The organism is Faecalibacterium sp. An122, assembly GCF_002160895.1.
GTDB lineage: Bacteria > Bacillota > Clostridia > Oscillospirales > Ruminococcaceae > Faecalibacterium.
On sequence record NZ_NFLL01000020.1, the window covers coordinates 1 to 22,681 of the forward strand.

Sequence of the window (22,681 nt, forward strand, 5' to 3'; positions counted from 1 at the left end):
AACACAGAAGTTAAGCTCACTTGTGCCGAAGATAGTTGGCTGGACACGGCCTGTGAAAATAGGTAGATGCCGGCTTCTCTACAAAACCCCTGAGGATAAATCCTCGGGGGTTTTCTCTTGTAATTTTTCCGCACGGAAGAAGCAACGAAAAAGAAATAAAAGGACAAATTCGGGCACAAATCCCGTAGTGCTTGAACATAACACGACTTGAACCACATGAAAAACTTGAAATAAATTCCGAAATACAATTTATATGTTTCACACAGGAAAGAGATTGACTTAAAATTTTTATTCTGCTATCTTGAGATCAGGCCGCCGGCGGCTCCTTATCATGAAATGAAAAGGAGCACTTAAAATGATTCATTTGCAACTACAAGGCAACCATGATCAAACGGGAGAGCAGTGGGGTTCTCTGCTGCGGGAGTCCGGAGTAAAAATTCTGGATCACATCCCGTTTCCGATCACAGGGGAGCGGATGGAATATGCAGAAGCCTGCCTTCCTGTGTATCGCCAATATTATCCCGCTCTTTTGGAAGAACTGCAGGGCCTGGCCGCAGGACAGGACTGCGATGTGCAGCTTTTGCAGGCGGCGTTGTTCAGTATGTACGCCATTCCGCCGGCTTGTCACTGCTCCTGTTTTGCTGTGGCAGAAGGAGATGAAATTCTCTTTGGCAGGAACAGCGATTTTCTGCCGGTGCTGGAAGAGCACAACACCAACGTGATTGTTCATCGAATCGATGGTGCCTGTTCTTTCACAGGAAATACCACATCTTTCCTTCAGATGGAGGATGGCGTCAATCAGAAAGGGCTGGCGGTTGGACTGACCTCGGTGAGCCCGACAAAAATCAAACCGGGCTTTAATGCCGGTTTGCTGGTGCGCTATCTCCTGGAGACCTGCGGGACAGTTTCGGAGGCGTTGGAAAAGCTGAAAACGCTTCCTATTGGTTCCGCCCAGACGCTGACTCTGGCCGATACGAAAGGGGATTTGGCTGTGGTGGAGTGCAATGCGGAGCGGGTCGAAATTGCGAGACCTGCCGATCCGGAAAGTCCCTTTGTCTGTGCCACCAATGCTTTCCACTTACCTTCGATGCGCAGCTATAACCGCACAACCGAGGACGACTGGTTTGCAGAGCGGCGCTATCGGACGATGACAGAGGCGCTGAGAAGAAAGGAACTCAGAAAAGACCTTTCCTTTGCACGGGGCTTGCTCTCGGGCCGGTACGGCTTTCTGTGCCAGTACGACCGCAGCACAGGAAAAGACACCGTGTGGTCGGTGGTGTATGATTTAAAGCGCCATGCAATCTATCGCAGCGAATCCAACCCGTGCCGGAGCGGTTATCAGGAGGATATGCGGTTCACTTTGTAAAGAAAAGCGCAATAGGAGATAAAACAAGAGAGCCCCCTGTACGGCAGAGCGTGCGGAGGGCTCTTTTCTGTTGTTCAGCCCCGCCGCATGATATAGCGGGTACGGCTCACATTCTGGGTGGTGCACTGGATTTGAAAGCCCATCCTTTGATAGAGAGCGATGGCACTGGTGTTCTTTTGAAAGACATACAACATAATAGGCTGACTTGTTTCAGCGCAACACTTTTGAATCACGGCAGTGCCTATGCCGTGGCCCCGGAAGGCAGGGAACAGATACAGGTCGTCCAATTCCATGGTGTTGGAGTCCATGGGAGAAAAATGGTAATAGCCGGCCTTATGGCCTTCCGCAAAGATGCAGGTATATTCCTGGATGTGTTGTTCCAGTTTTTGGCGGACCCAAGCCAGAACCTTTTGGTATGGGATTTGGCTCAGGTCCTCGTACTGGTCGATCAGTTTCTTGTTAAAGGCAAAGAGGGCCTCTAGATCGGATACGTCGGCGGGTTGGTAGGTGAGCAGCATGGGGACCTCCTGTTTATGGGTGGTGACGCTCTTCAGGCCGCAGCGGGGAAGGGGAAAGCCAGCTTTTACCGAGAAGGAAAAGCGGCGCACAAATAGAGCGAAGAGGTGTGTCAGAGGGCGTCGGCCTGATAGACTGGCTGGCCCGCCAGATAGGTGGCCCGGATGGGGATGGCGTGCAGCTCCTGAGGAGCCGCCGCAAACGGATTCTCTCCCAGAATCACAAAGTCCGCCAGATAGCCCGGTGCAATGCGGCCCTTGCAGATTTCTTCAAAGCTGGCCTTTGCACCCGCGATGGTAAAGCTGTCCAGCGCCTCCTGAACGGAAAAACACTGGTCGGGCAGGTAAGGGCCCAGATGATCCCGCAGCGTGGTGCGGGTGACGGCACACTGGATGCCGGCCATCACATCCGGCTGCTCCACCGGACAGTCGGAACCGTTGCTGACCGTCACTCCATGATCCATCAGGGTTTTCCAGTGATAGCTGGAGGCCGCCAGCCGGCGGCCGGCCCGGGCCTCCACGATATGAATGTCATAGTCCAGGAAAATACTCTGGGCATACACATGGAGGTTCAGACGGCGGATTCGCTCCAGCTGGTCGGGGCGGGTGATTTGGCAATGAACGATGCCGTGCCGGTGGTCGGCCCTGGGATGGGCTGTAAGGGCTTTTTCCAGGGCATCCAGCACCCAGTCCAGGCAGGCGTCCCCGATGGCGTGGGTGGCCGTTTGCAGCCCGTGGGCGTGGGCCGGCCCGATCATCTCCTCCAGGGTTTTGCGGTCGTATACGGGCAGGCCGCAGGTGGACGGATCATCCGCATAAGGCTGACTCAAAAGGGCGGTACGGGCCCCCAGAGCGCCGTCTCCGATGATCTTGACCGGACCGGTCCGGAACAGGGCGTCTCCCTTGCCGGTTTGTCCGCCGGCGGCAATGAAGCCCTGCAGGTCCGAAAGGGTGGCGAAATTGCACTGTTCGTTGACCCGCACCGTCAGCTGGCCGGCCGCTTTCAGCTCCTGATAGGCCTGATCCACCTGCTGCCAGGGAATGGCCCGGAAGACGCAGTAGTCGTCGGTCTGGCTGCTGGTGATACCGCGGGCGTTCAGCTCCCGGCAGGCCAGCCGAATCATCTCTTTCAGAGATTCGATGTCAGGCACAGGAATGGCCGCGTAGACCGGCTCCATGGCGTTGTCAAAGAAACGGCCGTCCGGTTCGCCGTCTGCGAGGCCGATTCGGCCGCCGGCCGGCTGGGGTGTCTGGGCGGAAATTCCCAGCAGGTCCAGGGCACGGCTGTTCACCACCAGACAGTGGCCGCAGGCCCGGGTGATGCAGATGGGGACCTCGGTGGACACCTGGTCCAGGTCGTGCCGGTCGGGCATCCGGTGGACGTCGGAGAAGAAATCTTCGTTCCAGCCCCGGCCCATCAGCCAGGCGCCGTTCTGCCGTGGATGCTGCTTCAAAAAGTCCCGCAGGCAATCCAGAAGGTCGGCCAGACGGCCGGTGTGCTGGGCCAGGGGCGCCATTTGGAGGGTGTAGCCCAGCTCCAGCAGGTGCATATGGCTGTCGTTGAAGCCGCTGCACACGAACTGACCCGCCAGGTCTACCAGCCGGTCGCCGTCTTGCTGATGTTCCAAAGCCTGCCGGCTGGTGCCGGCAAAGACAAAGCGGCCGTTCTTCTCGATGAAGGCTTCCGTCAGGGGAAGCGCGCCGGTATAAACGGCGCCATTATAATAAATGGTTTTCATGGCTGTATCCTCGATATGATGTATCTGCTGTGATTATAGTGGGGCCCGGGCCGAAAGTCAATCGCACAGGATGGAACGGTCCACGCAGATTTCACCCGCCCTTCACAAAACGGAAACCTGGGGGAAACATTGTTTTGCTATACTGCATACAATGGAGAATCGTCCACGAAAGGAGCGCAAAGCAATGAAAATCATCTTCAATGCCATTGCCGCCGTGATCGCCCTGGCGGCGGGATTTTTGGTGGTCCGGATGTACAAGGACCGCTGAAAAACCACTCTGGAAAGAAATTTCCCCTTGACAAATGACCTTTGTATCTGTATACTGAACGATGTTCAGATTGAGGTGATGAGATGAACACAGTGGTCACATCCAAAGAAGAAATCCTCCGCACCAGCCGGGAACTGATCCGGCAGCAGGGGATTGCGGCGCTGAATGTGCGCTCGGTGGCAGCCGCCTGCGGCGTGTCGGTGGGGTCGATCTACAACTATTTCAGCTCCAAGTCCGAGCTGGTGGGGTCTGCCGTAGAGAGCATTTGGTGCGAGATTTTCCATCAGCCGGAGGACGACGCCGTTTTTCAGGACACCCAGGCCTGTATTACCTGGATGTATGAGCGGATGGCCTATGGATATCGGGAGTACCCCGGCTTTTTCACCCTCCACTCGCTGGGTTTTATGCAGGAGGAGAAGCCGGACGGAAAGCGGAGAATGCAGCAGACCTGGCAGCACATTCTGGATGGTTTGTGCTTTGTGCTTCGGAGAGATCCCCACATTCGCCCCGATGCCTTTAACGACCATTTTACCCCCGAGATTTTTGCGGATGTCCTCTTTTCGCTGATGCTGTCGGCTCTGCTGCGGCGGGACTACGACCCCTCCGCGGTGCTGGAGATTGTCCGCAGAACCCTCTATTGAAATTCCCGCCCCGGGTGGGAATTTTTTACGGCTCAAACTGAACAATGTTCATTTGAAGGGAAGGATGGTATGAAAGTCAAGCGGGAAACCCTCCTGCTGCTGGCCTGCCTGGTGTGGAGCGCCGCAGGGGTAAATATTCTGCGGATTGGTCTGCAGTCTTACAAAGGATATGCCACCGGCTTGAATCTGCTGCTGTCGGCGGCGGTGTTCGCTGTGTTCCAGGTGTTTGTCTTTGGCCGTCTGGTGGGCAAACACACCAGACGCATCCAGGGCTATGGGGAGGAGCGGCAGTTTTTCCTTAAGTTCTTTGACGCCAAGGCCTTCGCCATGATGGCGGTCATGATGGGCGGCGGCATCGGGATTCGGGTGTCGGGCCTGGCGCCCGAGCGGTTCATTGCGGTGTTCTATTCGGGGCTGGGGGCGTCGCTGCTCCTGGCCGGGCTCTTGTTTGGACGCAACTACGGCCGGGCTATATTGGACCGGGCCGCGGTGCAAAATAGATCTGCAACAACAAAAGGAGAATGAGTTTATGCAGGCAATCATGGAAACGCTTTTTGACGTGGTCTATCTGACCACCGTCATCACGGTAGGTATTTTGATGATCCGGGGCTGCAAGGGCAATGCCCAGTTCCGGCTGTTCGGCTGGATGGCCGTGGTGCTGGGGGCAGGGGACTCCTTCCATCTGGTGCCCCGGGCTGTGGCCCTCTGCACCACCGGCCTGGAGAATTACACCGTCCCCCTGGGCCTGGGCAAAGCCATCACCTCGGTGACCATGACGGTGTTTTATGTCTTGCTCTACTACGTCTGGCGCAAGCGCTATCAGGTCACCGGCCGCAGGGAACTGACGGCCGCCGTGTACCTGCTGGCCGGGGTGCGGGTGCTGCTCTGTCTGATGCCTCAGAACCAGTGGCTGAGTGCCAACGCTCCTCTGTCCTGGGGGATCTACCGCAACATCCCCTTTGCGCTGCTGGGCCTGCTGGTGATTGTTCTGTTCTATCAGAGCGCCAAGAGCCATCAGGACCGGGCCTTCCGCTGGATGTGGCTGACCATCGTTCTGAGCTTCGGGTTCTATATCCCGGTGGTTCTGTGGGCCGATACGGTGCCTCTGGTGGGCATGCTGATGATCCCCAAGACCTGCGCCTATGTCTGGACCATTTTCATCGGCTATTTCGCCATGCGGCGGGAGAATTCGGCAGCCTGAGGCCCCAAATGGGGTCAAAATAAGCTGTAAAGATATTGTACTTTGCAGAAAAACACATCATACTGTCGATCAAAAACAAAAAGGACGCATCTTTCACGCCCGGTGGGCCAAAGATGCGTCCTTTTGCTTTGTCGGAGGGAAGGACTCAGAGAATGTCGATGTATTCGCCGTTCAGGGCCTTGTTCATGCTGCGCACCGCGCAGAATTTGCCGCACATGGAGCAGCTGTCCTCCTGCTCGGGGGCGCGGTCGGCACGGATCTGCTTGGCGGTCTCCGGGTCGATGGAGCACTCCCACTGCTTCTCCCAGTCAAAGGTCCGGCGGGCGTCGGCCATGGCGTCGTCCAGGTCCCGGGCATGGGGGACCTTCTTGGCGATGTCGGCGGCGTGGGCCGCAATGCGGGAGGCGATGATGCCCTGCTTGACGTCCTCCACGTTGGGGAGCGCCAGGTGCTCGGCGGGGGTGACGTAGCACAGGAAAGCCGCCCCGGCGGATGCGGCAATGGCGCCGCCGATGGCCGCGGTAATGTGATCGTAGCCGGGGGCAATATCAGTGACGATGGGGCCCAGAACGTAGAAGGGAGCGCCCATGCAGAGGGTCTGCTGCATCTTCATGTTGGCCTCGATCTGGTCCATGGGCATGTGGCCGGGGCCCTCCACCATCACCTGGACGTCCTTGGCCCAGGCGCGCTTGGTCAGCTCGCCCAGCCGGACCAGCTCCTCAATCTGGCACACGTCGCTGCCGTCGGCCAGACAGCCGGGACGGCAGGCGTCGCCCAGAGAGATGGTGACGTCGTACTCCCGGCAGATATCCAGGATCTCGTCGAAGTACTCGTAGAAGGGGTTCTCCTGGCCGGTCATGCTCATCCAGGCAAAGACCAGAGAGCCGCCCCGGGAGACAATGTTCATCTTCCGCTTGTGCTTCTTGATCTGCTCGATGGTTTTGCGGGTGATGCCGCAGTGGAGGGTGACAAAGTCCACGCCATCCTCTGCGTGGAGCCGGACCACGTCGATGAAGTCCTTGGCGGTCAGGGTGGCCAGGTCGCGCTGGTAGTGGATGACGCTGTCGTACACCGGAACGGTGCCGATCATGGCGGGGCACTCGCTGGTGAGCTTCCGGCGGAAGGGCTGGGTGTTGCCGTGGGAGGACAGGTCCATGATGGCCTCCGCGCCCATGTGGACGGCGGTCATTACTTTCTGCATTTCCACGTCGTAGTCTTTGCAGTCCCGGGAGACGCCCAGGTTGACGTTGATCTTGGTGCGCAGCATCGAGCCCACGCCGTTGGGGTCGATGCAGGTGTGAAGCTTGTTGGCGCAGATGACCACCTGGCCCTTGGCGACCAGATCCCGGATTTCCTCCTCGGTGCGGTATTCCTTGGCGGCGACGGCTTTCATTTCAGGGGTGATGATGCCGCGCCGGGCGGCGTCCATCTGGGTGGTGTAATTTCTCATGGGTTGCCTTCCTTTCAGACATTCAGAGTGTTCTTATTCCATGCTTTCTGCAAACGTTCCCCGCAGGTCAAACCCGTGGTGCAGCGGGCCGCTGCCCTTGCCCAGATCCAGCATGGCGGCCAGCGCGCCGGACAGGTAATCCTTGGCCCGGCGGATGGAATCCTCCAGGGAATAGCCCTTGGCCAGATTGGAGGCGATGGCAGAGGAGAGGGTGCAGCCGGTGCCGTGGGTATTGGGGTTGGCGATGCGCTTGCCCTGGAACCAGACCGCCCCGCTGCCGCTGTACAGCAGATCGTTGGCGTCGTTGATGCTGTGGCCGCCCTTCACCAGGACGGCGCAGCCAAAGGCCTCATACAGGGCTTTGCCGGCCTGCTCCATCCCGGCCTCATCCTGGATGGAAAGGCCCGACAGGGCCTCCGCTTCGGGGATGTTGGGGGTGATGACGGTGGCCATGGGCAGCAGAAGCTTCTTGAGGGTGGCGACGGCGTCGTTTTCCATCAGGGCCGAGCCGCTGGTGGCCACCATCACCGGGTCCACCACCAGGTTTTGGGCCTGGTAATGGCTCAGCCGCTGGGCGATCACCTGGATCAGGGCCGCAGAGGATACCATCCCGATCTTGACGGCGTCCGGCCGGATGTCGTCAAAGACCATGTCGATCTGCTGCTGCAAAAACGCCGGCGTCACCTCTGAGATCCCCGTCACACCGGTGGTGTTCTGGGCGGTCAGGGCGGTGATGGCGCTCATCCCATAGACTCCGTTCATGGTCATGGTTTTGAGATCAGCCTGAATGCCGGCGCCTCCGCTGCAGTCGCTGCCTGCAATGGTCAATGCTGTCTTGAGTTTCATGATGTGGTTCTCCTTTCGGTTTCAGCATTGTTTTCTAAAGCGGCAAAAGGTGGTGCCCCCAATGTGCCGCTGTGAATCCCCCGGCGGGGCCGGGAGCGATTCGTCCAAATGGGCTGGGCCTTATTGTCCGTTCACCATCCGGCGGGACAACTCCACCAGACGGGCGGTGGCCTGACCGGGGTCAGGTGCGCCAAAGATGGCCGAGACCACCGCGACGCCGTCCACCCCGCTGCCGCTCAGCTGCAGGATGTTGGCAGGGGAGATGCCGCCGATGGCCACGGTGGGCACGTCCACCGCATCGCAAATGGCCTTGAGGGTGTCAAAGGACATGGCCCCGGCGTCGGTCTTGGTGGAGGTGGAGAAAACCGCCCCCAGGCCCAGGTAGTCGGCTCCGTTGCGGACGGCCTCCAGCGCTTCATCCACCGTGTGGGCCGACACACCGATCATCATGTCGTTGCCCACACGCTTGCGGACGTCCGAGGCGGCCATGTCATCCTGGCCTACATGGACGCCGTCGGCGTGGCAGGCGATGGCAATATCCACGTTGTCGTTGACGATGAAGGGGACGTGATAGCGATGGCACAGGTCGGCCATCTCCCGGGCCTCCTGCAGAAAGGCGGCCTCATCCAGGTCCTTTTCCCGCAGCTGGATGCAGGTGGCGCCGTTTTGGAGGGCGGCCTCCACCTGTTGGGCCAGGGTCATTTGGCCGACCCAGGCCCGGTCGGTCGCTGCGTAGACCAGCATGGTGTGTTTATCGCATTTCATAGCGTGCTCCTTGTTCCAGTGCTTCCGGCGTCAGGTTGTACATGGCGTCGATGATGTAGGTTCGATAGCTGGCGTTGCCGTCCAGCGGGGACAGACGGGCGTGGGCGATTTCGCCGCACAGGCCCATGGCGCAGACAGCCGCCGCTGCGGCCGTCAGGGGATCGTCGGGGTTGGCGGCCAGATAGGCCGCCGTCACGGCGGACAGCTGACAGCCAGTGCCGGTGACCCGGCTCATGTCGGGGTGTCCGTTGTAGATGCAGAAAACCCGGTCGGGGTCGGCCACCAGATCGATGGCTCCGGTGATGGCCAGAACGGCGCCGCACCGGGCCGAAAATTCCCGGGCAAAGGCGGCCATCTGGTCCAGATTCTCCGGGGTGACCCGGTCGGCCAGGTCGGCGTCAACCCCTTTGGTGCTGCCGCTGCCCAGAGCCAGGGTTTTGATCTCAGAGATGTTGCCCCGGACCACTGTGGGCTTGACCTCCTCCAGCAGCCGGAGGGCGGTGGAGGTCCGCAGAGCGGACGCGCCGGCTCCCACCGGGTCCAGCACCACCGGATGGCCCAGCTCTTTGGCCCGCCGCCCGGCGGCCAGCATGGCGGGGATGGTGCGCTGGTTGAGGGTGCCGATGTTGAGGTTTAACCCGCTGCACAGGGCGGTGATCTCCTCTGCTTCGCCGATGTCATCGGCCATGATGGGGCTGCCGCCGCAGGCCAGCAGAATGTTGGCGCAGTCGTTGACGGTGACATAGTTGGTGATGTTGTGGATTAGGGGCGTTTTGGCCCGCACGTTGGCTGCGATTTCCTGAAACATGAAGGTTTCCTCCTGTTATGCTTTGCCCCGCAGGGTGGCCTGTACCTGAGCCCAGACGCCGGTATCCCGCAGCGCATAGAGGATGATGCCCGAGAGGATGGCGCCGCCGGCGGTGGACACCAGGAAGGGAATGATGTAGGCGTAGAAGGCGATGCTGCCGGCGCTCTGGCCCATCAGCAGGATGGCCACCGGATAGGCGCACAGGCCGCCCAGAACGGCGGTGCCGAACACTTCAGCCAGCAGGGTGGGCAGCAGGGCCTTGGTTTTCCAGTAGACCAGGCCGCACAGCAGTGCGCCGATCATGCTGCCGGGGAAGGCCATCAGGCTGCCCAGGCCCAGCAGATTCCGCAGCAGGCTGGCGACAAAGGCCACCGCGATGCCATACTGGGGCCCCAGAAGCACAGCGCAGAGAATGTTCACCATGTGCTGGACGGGGGCGCATTTGCTGCCAAACACCGGGAAGGAAAACAGGCTGCCCACCACGGCGACGGCGCACAGGATGCTGGCGACAGTGAGCTTGTGAACATTGGTCTTTTTCATGATAGATCCTCCTCTGAGATGCAATGTGAGAAACGGCGGTTCCAGCGACGTTTCCCATGGGTGAAATGGGTAAACTTTGCCCATAAAAGGTCGGTCGAAGCTTGCTGGCTTCCTCTCACGCCGGAACACGGCTTCCCATCGCTGTACTACAAGACCCAAGGCGCTCCCCTTGGTCCGCCGCGGCCGGGCCGCGGATTCCGTCTCTCTCAGCCTCCTCCCGGAAGAAAATAAAAAATCGGAGACGCCTGACTTGGCATCTCCGAAAAAGAAAGCGTTGTTTTCCCTACGTTGGCATTATCCAAATCAGGTTTACGGGTCGAAGGTCACACCTTCCTCTCAGCCTGTTTACAAGCTCCCCAGTATGTAGTTTTTGGACAGGGAAACGCGCTTTTTTGTCTGCGGCTTGATAAAAATGAACGCAGGCAGGATGCTTTTTGCACCAAAGATGGGAGCGGCCCTTGTCGGGTTACAGTATAGCGCGAATCGCGCCCCTTGTCAATACAATGTCAAACGGTACGGGAAGAGGGGAGGCCCGGTCCGTCCGGGAACCGGTAAACCTGTATCCGATCGAAGCGGTTGTTTTCGGTGTAGTAGACCGCCTGTTCCCGAACCGAATAGACAAAGGAAACCCGTGTGGCCCAGATGCCCTCCTGATGGACCTCCTCCAGCAGGGCCAGTCCGTTCCGAACCGAAAAGCCGGCGCTGCTGCTCTTCAGCAGCTGTTCGGCCCGCTGATAGCGGTCGTCCCCCGGCACCGCGAAGGGGGCGGTACTTTCCGGGTCCAGCAGAGAAGCGTTGGCCATCAGGGAATAGGGGGCGTATTCCGCCCGCCAGCCGATGCCTGGTTCAACGATCAGCACCCGCCCCTGGCGGTCGGACAGCATAGCCTGCATGGTGGCGTCGGGGGCGTAGACAATCCGGCGGGTCTGGACCAGGGCCAGAGCCTGGTCAAAGGTGATTTCCGCCCGGATGAACCGTTCGGTCAGGTCGGCGATGGTCAGACAGTCGGGCCCTTCCCGGTAGGCCCCGGCAGGGTTGCCGTGGACGTACAGAAGGGTGCCCGCATTGCCGTTCCGGTGAACGCCGTGGTAGGAGTGGCGGACTCCGTCGGGGCGAAGAATGCCAATGAAAAAGCGGTCTTTTTCCAGGACCACCTGGTGGTCCCAGACGGCCAGATCAATCTCGAAGTTGAAACCGGTGATGATGTCATCCCCGCGGTGAAGAAAACGTGTGCACATAGATGGTGTCCTCCGGTTGTTTGGATGGTCTCAGGATACCGCAAAGGGCGGGGGATTTCCATCCACCGGATGATGCAGAACCGTTTTGTGCACACGAAAAGGGGCCGCTGCGCAGCGGCCCCCGGAAGGTTATTTGCGATAGATGATTTTGCGGATGGCGGAGACCGAAAGACTATAGCGGTCTGCCAGCTGATCCATGGATGTGCCTTCCCGATAGGCCCGGCGGATCTGCCGGTTGCGGCGTTCCAGCTCCTGACGGTAGCCGGACACCTCGCCCCAACGCTTGGGCTGGGCGGCATCGGCGGGAATGTACAGATAGCCGCCCTGAATGTACCGCTGCAGCTCCCGGACAAGGGATTCGGGAAGGAGGTTTTTGGCGTTGATGTATTTCATATGCGGGCTTTCCTCCTTGCAGATGCATCAGGCAGCAAAGCCAGCAAAATTCCACTGCGACAGCCGTTACTCCATGCAAAGGTCGCAGCACACTGGCTTTGCATGGAGCTCGTCTTGGTTGAGTTTGGTCATACCATCCCTTCTTTCCTGAATGACCGGGTGAAGCGGGGCGGACTTCAAAGAATGCCCCGCGGGAAAACGTGAAAAGTCTTATCGGAACACCTGCACCGAAATCCGGGTCAGATAGCCGGAAGGGTCCGCCATGGACACCTCGTCCAGCACCGCCTCCTTGTAGCAGAAGGCTCCGGGGCGAAGGTGATTTTGGGCCAGATATTCCTGCAGCAGCCGGAACGCCGGGGCGGCGTTGTAGTAATCCCCGGCCAGATAGGTCACGGCATATTCGCCTGCCGGCTTTTGGTGGCAGGGATGCCCCTTGGGCTCGTCCACCACTTTGGTGAAAAAGTGGGAGTAGCACCCCCACTGCTCCCGGGCCAGGAATTCGGTGGAAACCATAGCCCCGTAGGGATGGCCGGCGTTCAGACGGTGGCGGCTACAGTAACCAATGTGGCTGCACAGGGCGGCGAAAACCTGGTCGTGGTCGTCGGTGTTGATGGGCGGGCTGACGACCAGATACTCGGCGGGCAGCTGTTCCAGCCCCACACTGCCGATGTGGGCGGTGACCTGGGGCTGACGGCTCAGATCCACCAGCCCCAGCTTGTTGTCGATGACCTGCTCAATCCGGCGGAGCTTTTCCAGCTCTTGCTGGACCTTCAGTTTCTGCTGGCCCAGCAGCTGCTGCAGGGCCTCGGGGCTGCGGTGGTCGATGTAGCTGCGGATCTCCTTGAGAGGCATCCCGATTTCCTGCAAACACCGGATGGTGAAAAACAGGTCGCACTGGTTTTCGCTGTAGTAGCGGTAGCCGTTTTCGTCGGTGAACGCGGGCCGAAACAGCCCGATTTCGTCGTAATAGAGCAAAGTCCGCTTGTTGGTATTGCATAAACGGGCGAACTCGCCTGTATTTATACATGGATTTGGATTTTTCTGCATAAATATACAACTTTCCTCTTGACTGTAACGTTACGTTACACCCTATTATAATGACATCGTGTCGAAAGATCAAGGAGGAAGACCACTATGCCTAAACTGAGTGACCGCGTCGGGACTTTTACGGATTCCGTCATCCGCCGTATGACCCGAATCAGCGATGAATATGGAGCCATCAACCTTTCCCAGGGATTTCCGGATTTTGATCCCCCGAAGGAAATTCTGGACGCCCTGGCCAAGGTGGCCTACGAGGGCCCCCATCAGTATTCGGTGACCTATGGCGCCGAGAATTTCCGCGAGGCCCTGGCCAAAAAGCAGGGCCGCGCCATTGGCCGGACCATCGACCCGGACAAGGAAATCGTGGTGACCTGCGGCGGCACCGAGTCCATGATGTGCGCCGTCATGACCATCTGCAACCCCGGCGACAAGATCATCGTCTTTTCGCCCTTCTACGAGAACTACGGCGCCGACGCCATCCTGTCGGGCGCAGAGCCCATTTATGTGCCTCTGGTGCCGCCGGAGTACAACTTTGACCTGTCCCTGATCGAGGACGGCTTCCGCCAGGGGGCCAAGGGTATCATCGTCTGCAACCCCTCCAACCCCTGCGGCAAGGTGTTCACCCGGGAGGAGCTGATGGGCATTGGCCAGCTGGCTCTGCAGTACGACGCCTTTGTCATCACCGACGAGGTGTATGAGCACATGGTCTATGCCCCCAACCACCATGTCTGCATGGCATCGCTGCCGGGGATGTATGAGCACACCATCACCTGCAATTCTCTGTCCAAGACTTATTCCATCACCGGCTGGCGCCTGGGCTACCTGATCGGACCCGAAGAAGTGGTGGAGGGCGCCAAGAAGGTCCATGACTTCCTGACGGTGGGCGCTCCTGCACCCCTGCAGGAGGCAGCCGTGGTGGGCCTGAACTTCCCCCAGTCCTATTACGATGGCCTGCTGGACCTCTACACCCGCAAGCGCAGCCGTTTCCTGGACGGGCTGGATAAAATCGGCCTCAAGCACAACATCCCCGAGGGAACCTATTTCGTGATGGTGGACATTCAGGACTTTTTGAATCTGCCCCAGTTCGCCGGATACAGCGACCTGGAATTCTGCGAGTGGATGATCCGGGAGATCGGCGTGGCGGCGGTGCCGGGTTCCAGCTTCTTCCGTGAGCCGGTCAACAACCTGATCCGCCTGCACTTTGCCCGCTCGGAGGAGACCATCAATGAGGCCATCCGCCGCCTGAGCCGGATGGCGGAGCTGCTCAAGTAAACGGCAGGGAAGGGGAGGACCTATGTCTGCAACAACCTATTTTGCAAATTATACCATCGGCCCCGACGCCTATGACGCCGTGCCCCAGGTGTGCAAGCTGTACGGCTGCCGCGCCCTGCTGATCGGCGGACCCAAGGCCATGGAGGCGGCGGCCCCTGCTCTGCGGCAGGCCCTGGAGGGCAGCGGCCTGGAAATCGTGGCCCAGGAGGTCTTTGGAACCGACTGCACCGTCAGCCGGATGGAAGCGCTGGCCGCGCTGGCTAAGGAACGGGGCGCAGAAATGGTCTTTGGCATGGGCGGCGGCAAGGCGCTGGACACCGCCAAGGGCGCCGCCTGGCGGGCCGGACTGCCGGTGTTCACGTTCCCCACCATCGCGGCCACCTGCGCCGGCACCACCGCCCTGTCGGTGGTGTACCGGGAGGACGGCAGCTTTGACCACTTCGATTACTTTGACCGCCCGGCCATCCACTGCTTCATCCATACCGGCGTCATCGCGGCGGCGCCCGCCTGCTATCTGCGGGCCGGCATGGGGGATACTCTGGGCAAATATTATGAGTGCCAGTTCTCCTCCCGGGGCGAGTCTCTGCCCCACAGCTCGGCCCTGGCCCGGTCCATCAGCGGAATGTGCTGTTTCCCGCTGCTGGAACACGGCGCGGCCGCCATGGCCGACTGCCAGGCCAACCGGGTCACCCCGGCGCTGGAGGAGGCAGTCCTGGCCAATGTGGTGAGCACCGGCCTGGTGTCCCTGCTGGTGGACGAAAACTACAACGGCGCGGTGGCTCACTCGGTGTATTACGGCCTGGTGCTTCTGCCCGGCTTTGAGGAGGCCTATCTCCACGGGGACGTGGTGGCTTACGGGGTGCTGGTGCAGCTGGCGCTGGACGGCCAGACCGACGAGATGAAGAAGATCCGCCGGTTTATGGACGATCTGGGCATTCCCGCCACCCTGGGCCAGATGAATGTTCCCCTGGACCGCAGCGTGCTGGAACCGGTGCTGACCGAGGCCGTTCACAGCCCCGACATGGAGCACATCCCGTACCCCGTCACCGAAGATATGCTGTTTGAGGCCATGCAGCGGGTGGAAGCGCTGTAACCCCGGCGTCTGGATTGATTTGTGAGGAGTGAGAAAGTTATGACCAAATCCACTGCCGTCAATCCCAAAAACCTGCTCAAGTTTATTCTTGGGTCGGCGTTTGGCGTATTGATGTTTCTGGTGCCGATTCCCCAGGGAGATTCCTTCACCACACTGCTGGACTTCTTCAAGACCGGCCTGAAAAACCTGATGGGCGTCAGCATGAATTACATCATTGTGGGCATCCTGGTGGTGTCGGCGGTGATGGGCGTGATTGATATGGTGTTCAAGCCCGATTTCATCCGCAAAAACACCTACCTGAGCAAGGCGTTCCACACCACCCCCTTCTATCTGGGGTCCAAAATTCTGGGCGCCATCTTTGCCTGCATGATTGTCTTTGGTTTCGGCCCTGAGGCGGTGACCTCGGCGGACACCGGCGTCACCATGCTGGACCTGTGCAACACCCTGCTGTGCATTGTGGTGTCCTTCAGCTTCATTCTGCCGTTTTTGACCGACTGCGGCATCATGGAGTTTCTGGGCGTTCTGCTGCGGCCGGTGGTGCGGCCCCTGTTCCATGTGCCGGGCCGCGCTTCGGTGGACCTGATTGCCTCCTGGTTCGGCGCGTCCAACGCCGCCGTCATCCTGACCCGTGAGCAGTACATGAAGGGCTTCTACACCAAGCGGGAGGCCGGTTACATCATGACCAACTTCTCGCTGGTGTCCATTCCGTTCTGCCTGATGATCGCCAATACAGTGAACGTCAGCCACCTGTTCCCGTCCTTCTATCTGTGCATCTGCCTGGTGGGCATCATACTGGCGGTCATCGGCATCCGCATTCCGCCCATCAGCACCATTCCCGACACCTATCAGGAGAAGACCGGCAAGCAGATCAACGAGGACCTGCCCGAAAACACCAAGCTGCTGCCCTATGCGCTGGAGATGAGCTGCCAGCGGGCTGAAAAGTTCACCCTGAGCAAAATTCTCTCCAGCGGCATGGAAGTCGTGGTGGGCATGTTCTTTGACCTGGTGCCGGTGGTCATGGCCTGGGGCATGGTGGCCCTGATGATCGCCACCTACACCCCGGTGTTCCAGTGGACTTCCTATCCCATCGGGCTGTATCTGCAGCTGTTCGGGGTGGAGGAGGCCTTTGCAGTGGCCCCGGCGGCCCTCATCGGCTTCACCGATATGTTCATTCCCGCCCTGCTGATTACCGGTGTGGAATCGGTCAAGACCCGCTTCATCATCGGCGTGCTGTCCCTGGTGCAGATCATCTACATGACCGAGGTGGGCGCCATCATCATCAAGAGCGAGATCCCCCTCAACTTCTGGAAGCTGCTCATCATCTTCCTGGAGCGCACCCTCATCGCCATTCCGTTGATTGTCCTGTTTGCCAACCTGTTCCTGTAACAGAAAATGCATTCACGCGAAACCGCTCCCGCCTGCCGGGGGCGGTTTTCTGCTTGAAAAGAGCGGTGTTGTGAAACGACACCGGCTCTGCTATAATAACCCCAGGAAGCTCTGCCCCGGGCAAAGCACAGACGAAAAGGAGGCGTTTGCCGCCCGGGACAGGGGAGAGACAACATACAACGCAAAGATAAAAACGCAACGTGCGGCCCCGCCGCACCAGAGCCGGTAGGTAGCCCGGCCGTCCCGCCCGATGGGCGGGGTAAGTAACCTGCCCCTCCGGGTTGTCCGTTCTTTGCTCATCGCAATCGTTTCAGGAGGGATTGTCATGAGCACAGGAATCAGCAGACTGACGGTGTACTTTGAAGAACCGTTCTGGGTGGGCGTCTTTGAGCGCCTGGAGGACGGCAGGTTGTCGGCGGCCAAGGTGACCTTTGGAACGGAACCACGGGACGGGGAAATCTATGAGCTGATTCTCCGGCAGTACCATGCCTTAACCTTTGGACCGGCGGTGCCGGCAGCGGAGAAAGCCGCTTCCAGAAACCCCAAGCGGGTGCAGCGGGAGGTCAAACGGCAGCTGCAGGACCGCGGCGTGGGCACAAAGTCCCAGCAGGCCTTGAAACTACAGCAGGAGCAGAACAAACAGCTCCGGCAGACCCGGCAGCGCGCCCAAAAAGAGGCGGAGGCAGAACGCCGCTTTGCGCTGAAACAGCAAAAGAAAAAGGCCAAACACAGAGGCCGTTGAGGCCCCGGTCTGAGCCCTTGAGAACATGACAAAAACGCCCGGTGTTTCTGGAAAACCAGAGACGCCGGGCGTTTTGTTTAGAACAGCTTGTTTTGTGCGTCGATGTAGGCGCGGAAGGTGCGGTCGTCAAACAGCACCCACTCCACCAAATCCAGCGCGCCGGGATGCTGGGTCAGAAAGTCCCGGACGGTTTGAAGGGCGATGTCTGCCGCTGGTTCCAGCGGGAAGGCATACACCCCGGTGGAAATGGAAGGAAACGCAATCCGCCGGATGCCGTGTTCCACCGCCAGCTGGAGAGAGTGGCGGTAACAGTCCGCCAGCAGCTGAGCTTCTCCGTGACGGCCGCCGGACCAGATGGGCCCCACCGTGTGGATCACATAGGGGCAGGGGAGGCGGTAGCCCCGGGTGATTTTGGCCTGGCCGGTGGGGCAGCCGTGGAGGGTCCGGCATTCGGCCAGCAGCTCGGGCCCTGCGGCCCGGTGGATGGCCCCGTCCACACCGCCGCCTCCCAACAGGCTGTTGTTGGCGGCATTGACGATGGCGTCCACATCCTGCACCCGTGTAATGTCCCCGCGGATCATCCGGATTTGAGGAAGGGGCAGGCCGCCCTCTCCGGTGTCGGGGTGCCGCAGAATGCCGGCAGAAGAACCGTACAGATGCATCATAAAGACTACCTCCCTTGCAAAGCGATCGGAACAACCATGCTTTCAAAGCCAGTCTAACACACTTTGCCCGGCGGCGCAAGCGGAGCCACGGAAGGCAGCTTACACGCTGGCTTTCAGCTTTTCCAGCGCCTGGGCAAAGACGGGATATTCAAACAGCGGACGGTACTTTTCTTCGGTGGTGATGGACTGCAGCAAAAGCCGCCGCAAAGGCTGGGTGGTGGCCTGGAACCCCTCCTGCTTTTTGTAGGTGAGCCCGGGGGAGAACAGTTCCTCGTCCGGGAAGGTGACCGGCCCCAGGGCGATGTCCACATACCGGGCGAAGCAGTCGGCGGCCTGCTGAAATTCGCCTATCTGGAGATAGGCCTCCATCATGGGGGCGTCGCTCATGTCGGCCAGGCCGAAGGCCTGGGAAACAGCCCGATAGGCCTGGCACAGATGCAGCAGCTGTCCGGGCAGGGACAGCAGTTTGGGATTCATCAGGGAGACAAGGCAGGTCTGGGTCTGGTTGACCAGCTTGTAGAGCTGCTTTTGGATCAGCTTAAGGGCTTCTTCCGGCTGGTCTTTTTTCAGGTAGTACAGGGCCCAGATGGAGGTGGGATCGCCTATGTGTTCCGGCAGTTCCTGCAGCAGGGCGGCACACTGTTCCGGGTCCCCGTCCGACAGGGCCAGACTGGCCAGCTGGATGGTGGCGCTCTGCCAGTAGGCCGAGCTGCCCGAGGCGCGCAGCTCCTCCAAAAGGGCTTTTTTGCGGCTTTTCCAGAGGGATGAGACATCGGGGGAGAACATCTGGAAGGTGTCATAGGCTGCCGCTGCGTTGAACTGGAGGGCGGCGCAGTGGGGATAGCGGTGGAGCAGTTCCTGCAGCTTTTCCTCTGCCGACGGGCAGCCCTGCTGCATGGCGGTCTGGACGATGGCATTGATCTGTTCCACCACTTCCTGGTCGGAGAGGGTTTCCTCAAATTGCAGCAGGGTGTCCACGTTGGTGCCCAGGGCCCGGGCCAGAGGGCAGAGCAGGGCAATGTCGGGGCAGGAGACATTGGTCTCCCACTTGCTGACGGCCGGGGCGGAAATCCCCAGCTGTGCGGCCAGCTGTTCCTGGGTCAGACCTTTGGCTTTGCGGAGAGCGGCGATGTTTTCGCCGATTTTCAGTTGATTCAGTTCCATGGTTGGCTCCTCTCGATTGTAGGTGGGCCGCGCGGTTTCTGTCTGTATTGTAACCCATCCGCCCGGCCGCCGCAAGCGAGGCGGCGTTAAGGGAAGGACAGATTTTCTTAACCGCTGGTTAATCCAAAGGGCCGGCAGCCCGGGAACCCAAAGAAAAAAGCCGGCGCGGAATGCGCAGGGCATCCAGCGTCAGCTTTTCTCGTGAGGAATAGGGGGTAATGCAGCGCCAAAGCCGTCCGGCAGACAGGGAAGGGTACCGCCGGCGGTTTCGGGCCGCGGAGATGGTTGGGTTAGCCGATGGCAATCTGTTTCAGCTCGCCGAAGGCGGACAGGTTGTAGTTGCCCGCGCCGGCCTGGGAAGCGTCGCCCACGCAAGCTACCTCAAAGCCGCCTGCATGGCCGGCCTGAGCGCCCGAGATGGCGTCCTCTACCACCAGGCAGTCGCTGGGAGCGAGGCCCAGCATCTCGGCGGCCTTGAGGAAGACCTCGGGATCGGGCTTGGAGCGGGTGATGTTGTTGCCGTCGCTGACGGCGTCAAAGTAGTTGCCCAGACCCAGCTGACCCAGAATGAACGGGGTGTTCTTGCTGGAGGAGCCGATGGCCAGCTTCAGCCCGGCGGCGCGGAGGGCGTCCAGGGTGGTCTTGACTTCCTCCGACAGGTCGGCGGGGGACATCTGATGCAGGCTCTCGCGGTAGAGATCGTTTTTCTGGGTGGCCAGCTCCACCTTGCGCTCCTCGCTCAGCGCGGGGCCGTGGTACTGCTCCAGAATGATTTCCAGGCTCTCCATCCGGGACACGCCCCGCAGACGGTTGTTGATGGTGCGGTCAAAGTAGATGTTCATGCCGTCGGCCATCTTTTTCCAGGCCTGGTAGTGGTACTCGTCGGTGGTGCAGATGACGCCGTCCAGATCGAAAATAACTGCTTTATAGTTCATAGTGGATGTTCCTCCATTTGGTTGATTTAAAGATGAAGCAGGGCGAAGCCCTCCCAGGGACCGAGGGTGATTGCGGTTCCGTGGGGCTGGGGGCCCACACAGGCCAGAATCTGGGCGTCTGCAAACCCGTCGGGCAGGGTGCAGGCAGCCGGACGGCCGGTGAGGTTGCAGACGCAGAGCAGCTTTTGCTGGCCCAGGGTGCGGGTATAGGCATAGATCTGCGGATGGTCGGGCAGAAGCAGATCGTAGCTGCCATAGACGATGATCTCATGGGTATGGCGGAGCCGGATCAGTTCCTGGTAGAAGTGGAACACCGAGTCGGGCCGGGCCAGCTGCTCGGCAGCGTTCAGCTCGGTGTAATTGGGGTTGACCATGATCCAGGGAGTACCCTCGGTGAAGCCGGCGTTGGGAGAGGCGTCCCACTGCATGGGGGTGCGGGCGTTGTCGCGGCTCTTGTACCGCAGACATTCCAGCATCCGGGCCGGCTCCATGACGCCGGTTTCGGTGAGCTCATGGTAGGCGTTGATGCTCTCGATATCCCGGAAGTCGGACAGCTCCCCGAAGGGGGCGTTGGTCATGCCCAGTTCCTCTCCCTGGTAGACGTAGGGGGTGCCCTGCATCATGTGGAGGCAGAGGGCCAGCACCTTGGCGCTCTTTTCCCGCAGGGCGGGGGTGCTGTCGTCTCCCATCCGGGAGACAATCCGGGGCTGGTCGTGGTTGCACCAGTAGAGGCTGTTCCACGCCCGGCCTTCCAGGCCTTTCTGCCACTTGGTCAGCAGGGCTTTCAGCTCCACAATGTCAATCTTGCGGGTATTCCACTTGAAGCTCTCGCCGCCGTCCAGGTCCATGTGTTCAAACTGGAACGCCATGCTCAGCTCGGTGCCGCCCTCGTTGGCGTAATGGCAGGCCTGATCCACCGTCAGGCCGGAACATTCCCCCACCGTCAGCAGGTTGTAGCAGGACAAGACTTCCCGGTTCATCTGCTGCAAGTACTGATGGACGTGGGGACCGTTGACCACATAGGGGGCAAAACTGCCGTAGGTGCTGCCGGGTTTCAGTTCGCCGTCCGGCATGTCAGGGGTCTTGCTGATCATGCTGATGACGTCCATCCGGAAGCCGTCCACCCCCTTGTCGCACCACCAGCGCATCATGCGGAACACTTCCTCCCGCACCGCGGGGTTATCCCAGTTCAGGTCGGGCTGGAAGTCGCCGAAGGTGTGCAGGTAGTACTGGCCGGTGGCCTCGTCCAGGGTCCAGGCGCTGCCCGAGAAATTGGAGCCCCAGTTGTTGGGCGGGCCGCCGTTTTGACCGTCCCGCCAGATGTAGTAGTCCCGCTTGGGACTGCTGCGGTGGGCGCGGCTCTCAATGAACCAGGGGTGCTGGTTGGAGGTGTGGTTCACCACCAGGTCAATGACCACCCGCAGGCCCCGGGCGTGGGCCTCGGCCAGCAGACGGTCGAAGTCCTCCATGGAGCCGAACTCCGCCTGGATGGCCTGATAGTCGCTGATGTCATAGCCGTTGTCCCGGCCGGGGGACTTGTAAAAGGGCGAGATCCACAGTACGTCCACACCCAGCTCTTTCAGATAGTCCAGCCGGCGGATGATGCCCGGCAGGTCGCCGATGCCGTCGCCGTTGGAGTCCTGAAAGCTGCGGGGATAGATCTGGTAGACCACGCTTTCTTTCCACCATACTTTTTTCATAGCGTCTCCTTGTAAAAAGGCATAAAAAGGGGGACCGGCGTTCAGCGGATACACCGTGTCCGTAACCGGTCCCCGTAATTTTACTTTTCGCCGTCCATCCGGAGGCCAACCATAAAGAACTTGTTGAAGATCAGGTACAGGATGATGATGGGCAGCACCGAGATGCAGGCCGCAGCCATCACCTGGTTCCACATGGTGCCGGCGTTCTGGGACTGGAAGCTCTGCAGACCGAGGGTCAGGGTGTACTTGGACGCGGTCTTGATGTAGAGCATGGGGGCCGTGAAGGCATTCCAGAAGCCCATGAAGCCGAAGATGGCGGTGGTGGCGATGGTGGGCCGGGCCAGCGGCATGGCGATGCGGAAGAACACGCCGTACCGGCTCAGGCCGTCGATCTCAGCCGCCTCGCAGACATCCTTGGGGAAGTTCATGAAGAACTGGCGCATCAGGAAGATGTTGCCGATGTTGGCGGCGGAGGGCAGGATCAGGGCGGTGAAGGAGTCCAGCATGCCGAACTCTTTCAGCAGCAGGTAGTTGGGGATCAGCAGCACCTGGCCGGGAATCATCATCAGGAGCAGCAGGCCGTGGTAGATCTTGTCCCGGCCGGGGAAGCTCAGCCGGCTGAGGGAGTAGCCTGCCATCGAGTTGATGTAGACGTTGATGACCGTGCCGACCGTCGCCACAAACAGCGAGTTGAGGAACCAGCGCGGGAACAGGGAGCTGTGGCCGAAGATGGTCTTGTAGTTGTCCAGGGTCATGTTCTCCGAGATCAGAGACATGTTGCCGCCCACAATCTCACGCAGCGGCTTGAAGGAAGCCGCCACCATCCACAGAAAGGGATAGAGAGTGATGAGGGCGTAGATGATCAGGACAACATACAGCATGGCGCGGCCAGCTGTCATTTTAGGTTTCATGG

At 59.9% G+C, this 22,681-nt stretch carries 23 protein-coding genes and 1 riboswitch; of the genes, 8 read left to right on the top strand and 15 right to left on the bottom strand.

Translation table 11 applies throughout. The features are described from left to right. Nucleotides 1-355: 355 nt before the first annotated feature. Complete coding sequence (locus B5E67_RS11050) at nt 356-1,366, top strand: C45 family peptidase (protein WP_087385341.1); 1,011 nt, start codon at nt 356-358, stop codon at nt 1,364-1,366. Between the two features lie 74 nt (nt 1,367-1,440). Here B5E67_RS11050 and B5E67_RS11055 read toward each other — a convergent pair whose 3' ends face one another. Together B5E67_RS11055 and B5E67_RS11060 are read right to left on the bottom strand one after the other, a co-directional pair. Next, nucleotides 1,441-1,884 carry a GNAT family N-acetyltransferase gene (locus B5E67_RS11055; RefSeq protein WP_087385342.1) on the bottom strand — a complete coding sequence of 148 codons (444 nt, stop codon included), beginning with the start codon at nt 1,882-1,884 and terminating at the stop codon, nt 1,441-1,443. 110 nt (nt 1,885-1,994) lie between these two features. Then, a complete protein-coding gene (locus B5E67_RS11060; RefSeq protein WP_087385343.1) occupies nt 1,995-3,620 on the bottom strand; it encodes an amidohydrolase in 1,626 nt (541 codons plus the stop codon). 351 nt (nt 3,621-3,971) lie between these two features. On the opposite strand from B5E67_RS11060, the gene B5E67_RS11065 reads away from it, so the two are divergent. The 3 genes from B5E67_RS11065 (at nt 3,972) to B5E67_RS11075 (ending at nt 5,730) form a co-directional block, all read left to right on the top strand. Continuing rightward, entirely contained in the window at nt 3,972-4,529 is a 558-nt protein-coding gene (locus B5E67_RS11065) for a TetR/AcrR family transcriptional regulator (RefSeq protein WP_087368682.1), read from the top strand. A gap of 69 nt (nt 4,530-4,598) precedes the next feature. Continuing rightward, a complete protein-coding gene (locus tag B5E67_RS11070; RefSeq protein ID WP_087385344.1) occupies nt 4,599-5,054 on the top strand; it encodes a hypothetical protein in 456 nt (151 codons plus the stop codon). 4 nt (nt 5,055-5,058) lie between these two features. Then, nucleotides 5,059-5,730 carry a hypothetical protein gene (locus tag B5E67_RS11075; protein ID WP_087385345.1) on the top strand — a complete coding sequence of 224 codons (672 nt, stop codon included), beginning with the start codon at nt 5,059-5,061 and terminating at the stop codon, nt 5,728-5,730. Nucleotides 5,731-5,875: 145 nt separating this feature from the next. Here B5E67_RS11075 and thiC read toward each other — a convergent pair whose 3' ends face one another. The 8 genes from thiC to B5E67_RS11120 all read right to left on the bottom strand — a co-directional run bounded on the left by thiC (nt 5,876) and on the right by B5E67_RS11120 (nt 12,817). Then, nucleotides 5,876-7,180, bottom strand: coding sequence for a phosphomethylpyrimidine synthase ThiC (gene thiC, locus B5E67_RS11080; RefSeq protein ID WP_087385346.1), 1,305 nt, complete (start codon nt 7,178-7,180; stop codon nt 5,876-5,878). Between the two features lie 33 nt (nt 7,181-7,213). After that, on the bottom strand, nt 7,214-8,026 hold the full coding sequence (gene thiD / locus B5E67_RS11085; RefSeq protein ID WP_087249278.1) for a bifunctional hydroxymethylpyrimidine kinase/phosphomethylpyrimidine kinase: 813 nt from the start codon (nt 8,024-8,026) through the stop codon (nt 7,214-7,216). A gap of 120 nt (nt 8,027-8,146) precedes the next feature. Beyond that, complete coding sequence (gene thiE, locus B5E67_RS11090) at nt 8,147-8,791, bottom strand: thiamine phosphate synthase (RefSeq protein ID WP_087385347.1); 645 nt, start codon at nt 8,789-8,791, stop codon at nt 8,147-8,149. After that, nucleotides 8,778-9,599 (bottom strand): hydroxyethylthiazole kinase, encoded by an 822-nt coding sequence (gene thiM, locus B5E67_RS11095; protein WP_087385348.1) that lies wholly within the window; start codon nt 9,597-9,599, stop codon nt 8,778-8,780. Before thiM ends, thiE begins: the two co-directional genes overlap by 14 nt. Before the next feature lie 15 nt (nt 9,600-9,614). Further along, a complete protein-coding gene (gene thiW / locus B5E67_RS11100) occupies nt 9,615-10,139 on the bottom strand; it encodes an energy coupling factor transporter S component ThiW (protein ID WP_087249284.1) in 525 nt (174 codons plus the stop codon). Between the two features lie 263 nt (nt 10,140-10,402). Then, a riboswitch (TPP riboswitch) is annotated at nt 10,403-10,508 on the bottom strand. A gap of 137 nt (nt 10,509-10,645) precedes the next feature. Then, nucleotides 10,646-11,377 (bottom strand): conjugal transfer protein, encoded by a 732-nt coding sequence (locus tag B5E67_RS11105; protein ID WP_087385349.1) that lies wholly within the window; start codon nt 11,375-11,377, stop codon nt 10,646-10,648. A 129-nt stretch (nt 11,378-11,506) separates the two neighbouring features. Further along, nucleotides 11,507-11,770 (bottom strand): CD3324 family protein, encoded by a 264-nt coding sequence (locus tag B5E67_RS11110; RefSeq protein ID WP_087385350.1) that lies wholly within the window; start codon nt 11,768-11,770, stop codon nt 11,507-11,509. Between the two features lie 210 nt (nt 11,771-11,980). Continuing rightward, complete coding sequence (locus tag B5E67_RS11120; protein ID WP_087368657.1) at nt 11,981-12,817, bottom strand: MerR family transcriptional regulator; 837 nt, start codon at nt 12,815-12,817, stop codon at nt 11,981-11,983. Nucleotides 12,818-12,904: 87 nt separating this feature from the next. Here B5E67_RS11120 and B5E67_RS11125 point away from each other — a divergent pair, with 87 nt between their 5' ends. The 4 genes from B5E67_RS11125 (at nt 12,905) to B5E67_RS11140 (ending at nt 17,304) form a co-directional block, all read left to right on the top strand. Further along, nucleotides 12,905-14,083: a pyridoxal phosphate-dependent aminotransferase gene (locus B5E67_RS11125; protein ID WP_087385352.1), complete on the top strand. Its 1,179-nt coding sequence runs from the start codon at nt 12,905-12,907 to the stop codon at nt 14,081-14,083. 22 nt (nt 14,084-14,105) lie between these two features. After that, a complete protein-coding gene (locus B5E67_RS11130; RefSeq protein ID WP_087385353.1) occupies nt 14,106-15,176 on the top strand; it encodes an iron-containing alcohol dehydrogenase family protein in 1,071 nt (356 codons plus the stop codon). Nucleotides 15,177-15,215: 39 nt separating this feature from the next. Beyond that, entirely contained in the window at nt 15,216-16,562 is a 1,347-nt protein-coding gene (locus B5E67_RS11135) for a YjiH family protein (protein WP_087385354.1), read from the top strand. A gap of 325 nt (nt 16,563-16,887) precedes the next feature. After that, entirely contained in the window at nt 16,888-17,304 is a 417-nt protein-coding gene (locus B5E67_RS11140) for a YjdF family protein (RefSeq protein WP_087385355.1), read from the top strand. Nucleotides 17,305-17,381: 77 nt separating this feature from the next. Here B5E67_RS11140 and B5E67_RS11145 read toward each other — a convergent pair whose 3' ends face one another. From B5E67_RS11145 to B5E67_RS11165, 5 genes are all read right to left on the bottom strand, one after another. Next, nucleotides 17,382-17,885 (bottom strand): O-acetyl-ADP-ribose deacetylase, encoded by a 504-nt coding sequence (locus B5E67_RS11145; RefSeq protein WP_242956953.1) that lies wholly within the window; start codon nt 17,883-17,885, stop codon nt 17,382-17,384. Between the two features lie 183 nt (nt 17,886-18,068). Then, nucleotides 18,069-19,133 carry a helix-turn-helix transcriptional regulator gene (locus B5E67_RS11150; RefSeq protein ID WP_158098883.1) on the bottom strand — a complete coding sequence of 355 codons (1,065 nt, stop codon included), beginning with the start codon at nt 19,131-19,133 and terminating at the stop codon, nt 18,069-18,071. Between the two features lie 290 nt (nt 19,134-19,423). Continuing rightward, the gene (gene pgmB / locus B5E67_RS11155) at nt 19,424-20,068 is read right to left on the bottom strand and encodes a beta-phosphoglucomutase (RefSeq protein ID WP_087385357.1); all 645 of its coding nucleotides are present in this window, start codon (nt 20,066-20,068) and stop codon (nt 19,424-19,426) included. A 26-nt stretch (nt 20,069-20,094) separates the two neighbouring features. Continuing rightward, entirely contained in the window at nt 20,095-21,768 is a 1,674-nt protein-coding gene (locus B5E67_RS11160) for an alpha-glucosidase (protein WP_087385358.1), read from the bottom strand. An 80-nt stretch (nt 21,769-21,848) separates the two neighbouring features. Further along, on the bottom strand, nt 21,849-22,679 hold the full coding sequence (locus B5E67_RS11165; RefSeq protein WP_087385359.1) for a carbohydrate ABC transporter permease: 831 nt from the start codon (nt 22,677-22,679) through the stop codon (nt 21,849-21,851). Nucleotides 22,680-22,681: the final 2 nt, after the last annotated feature.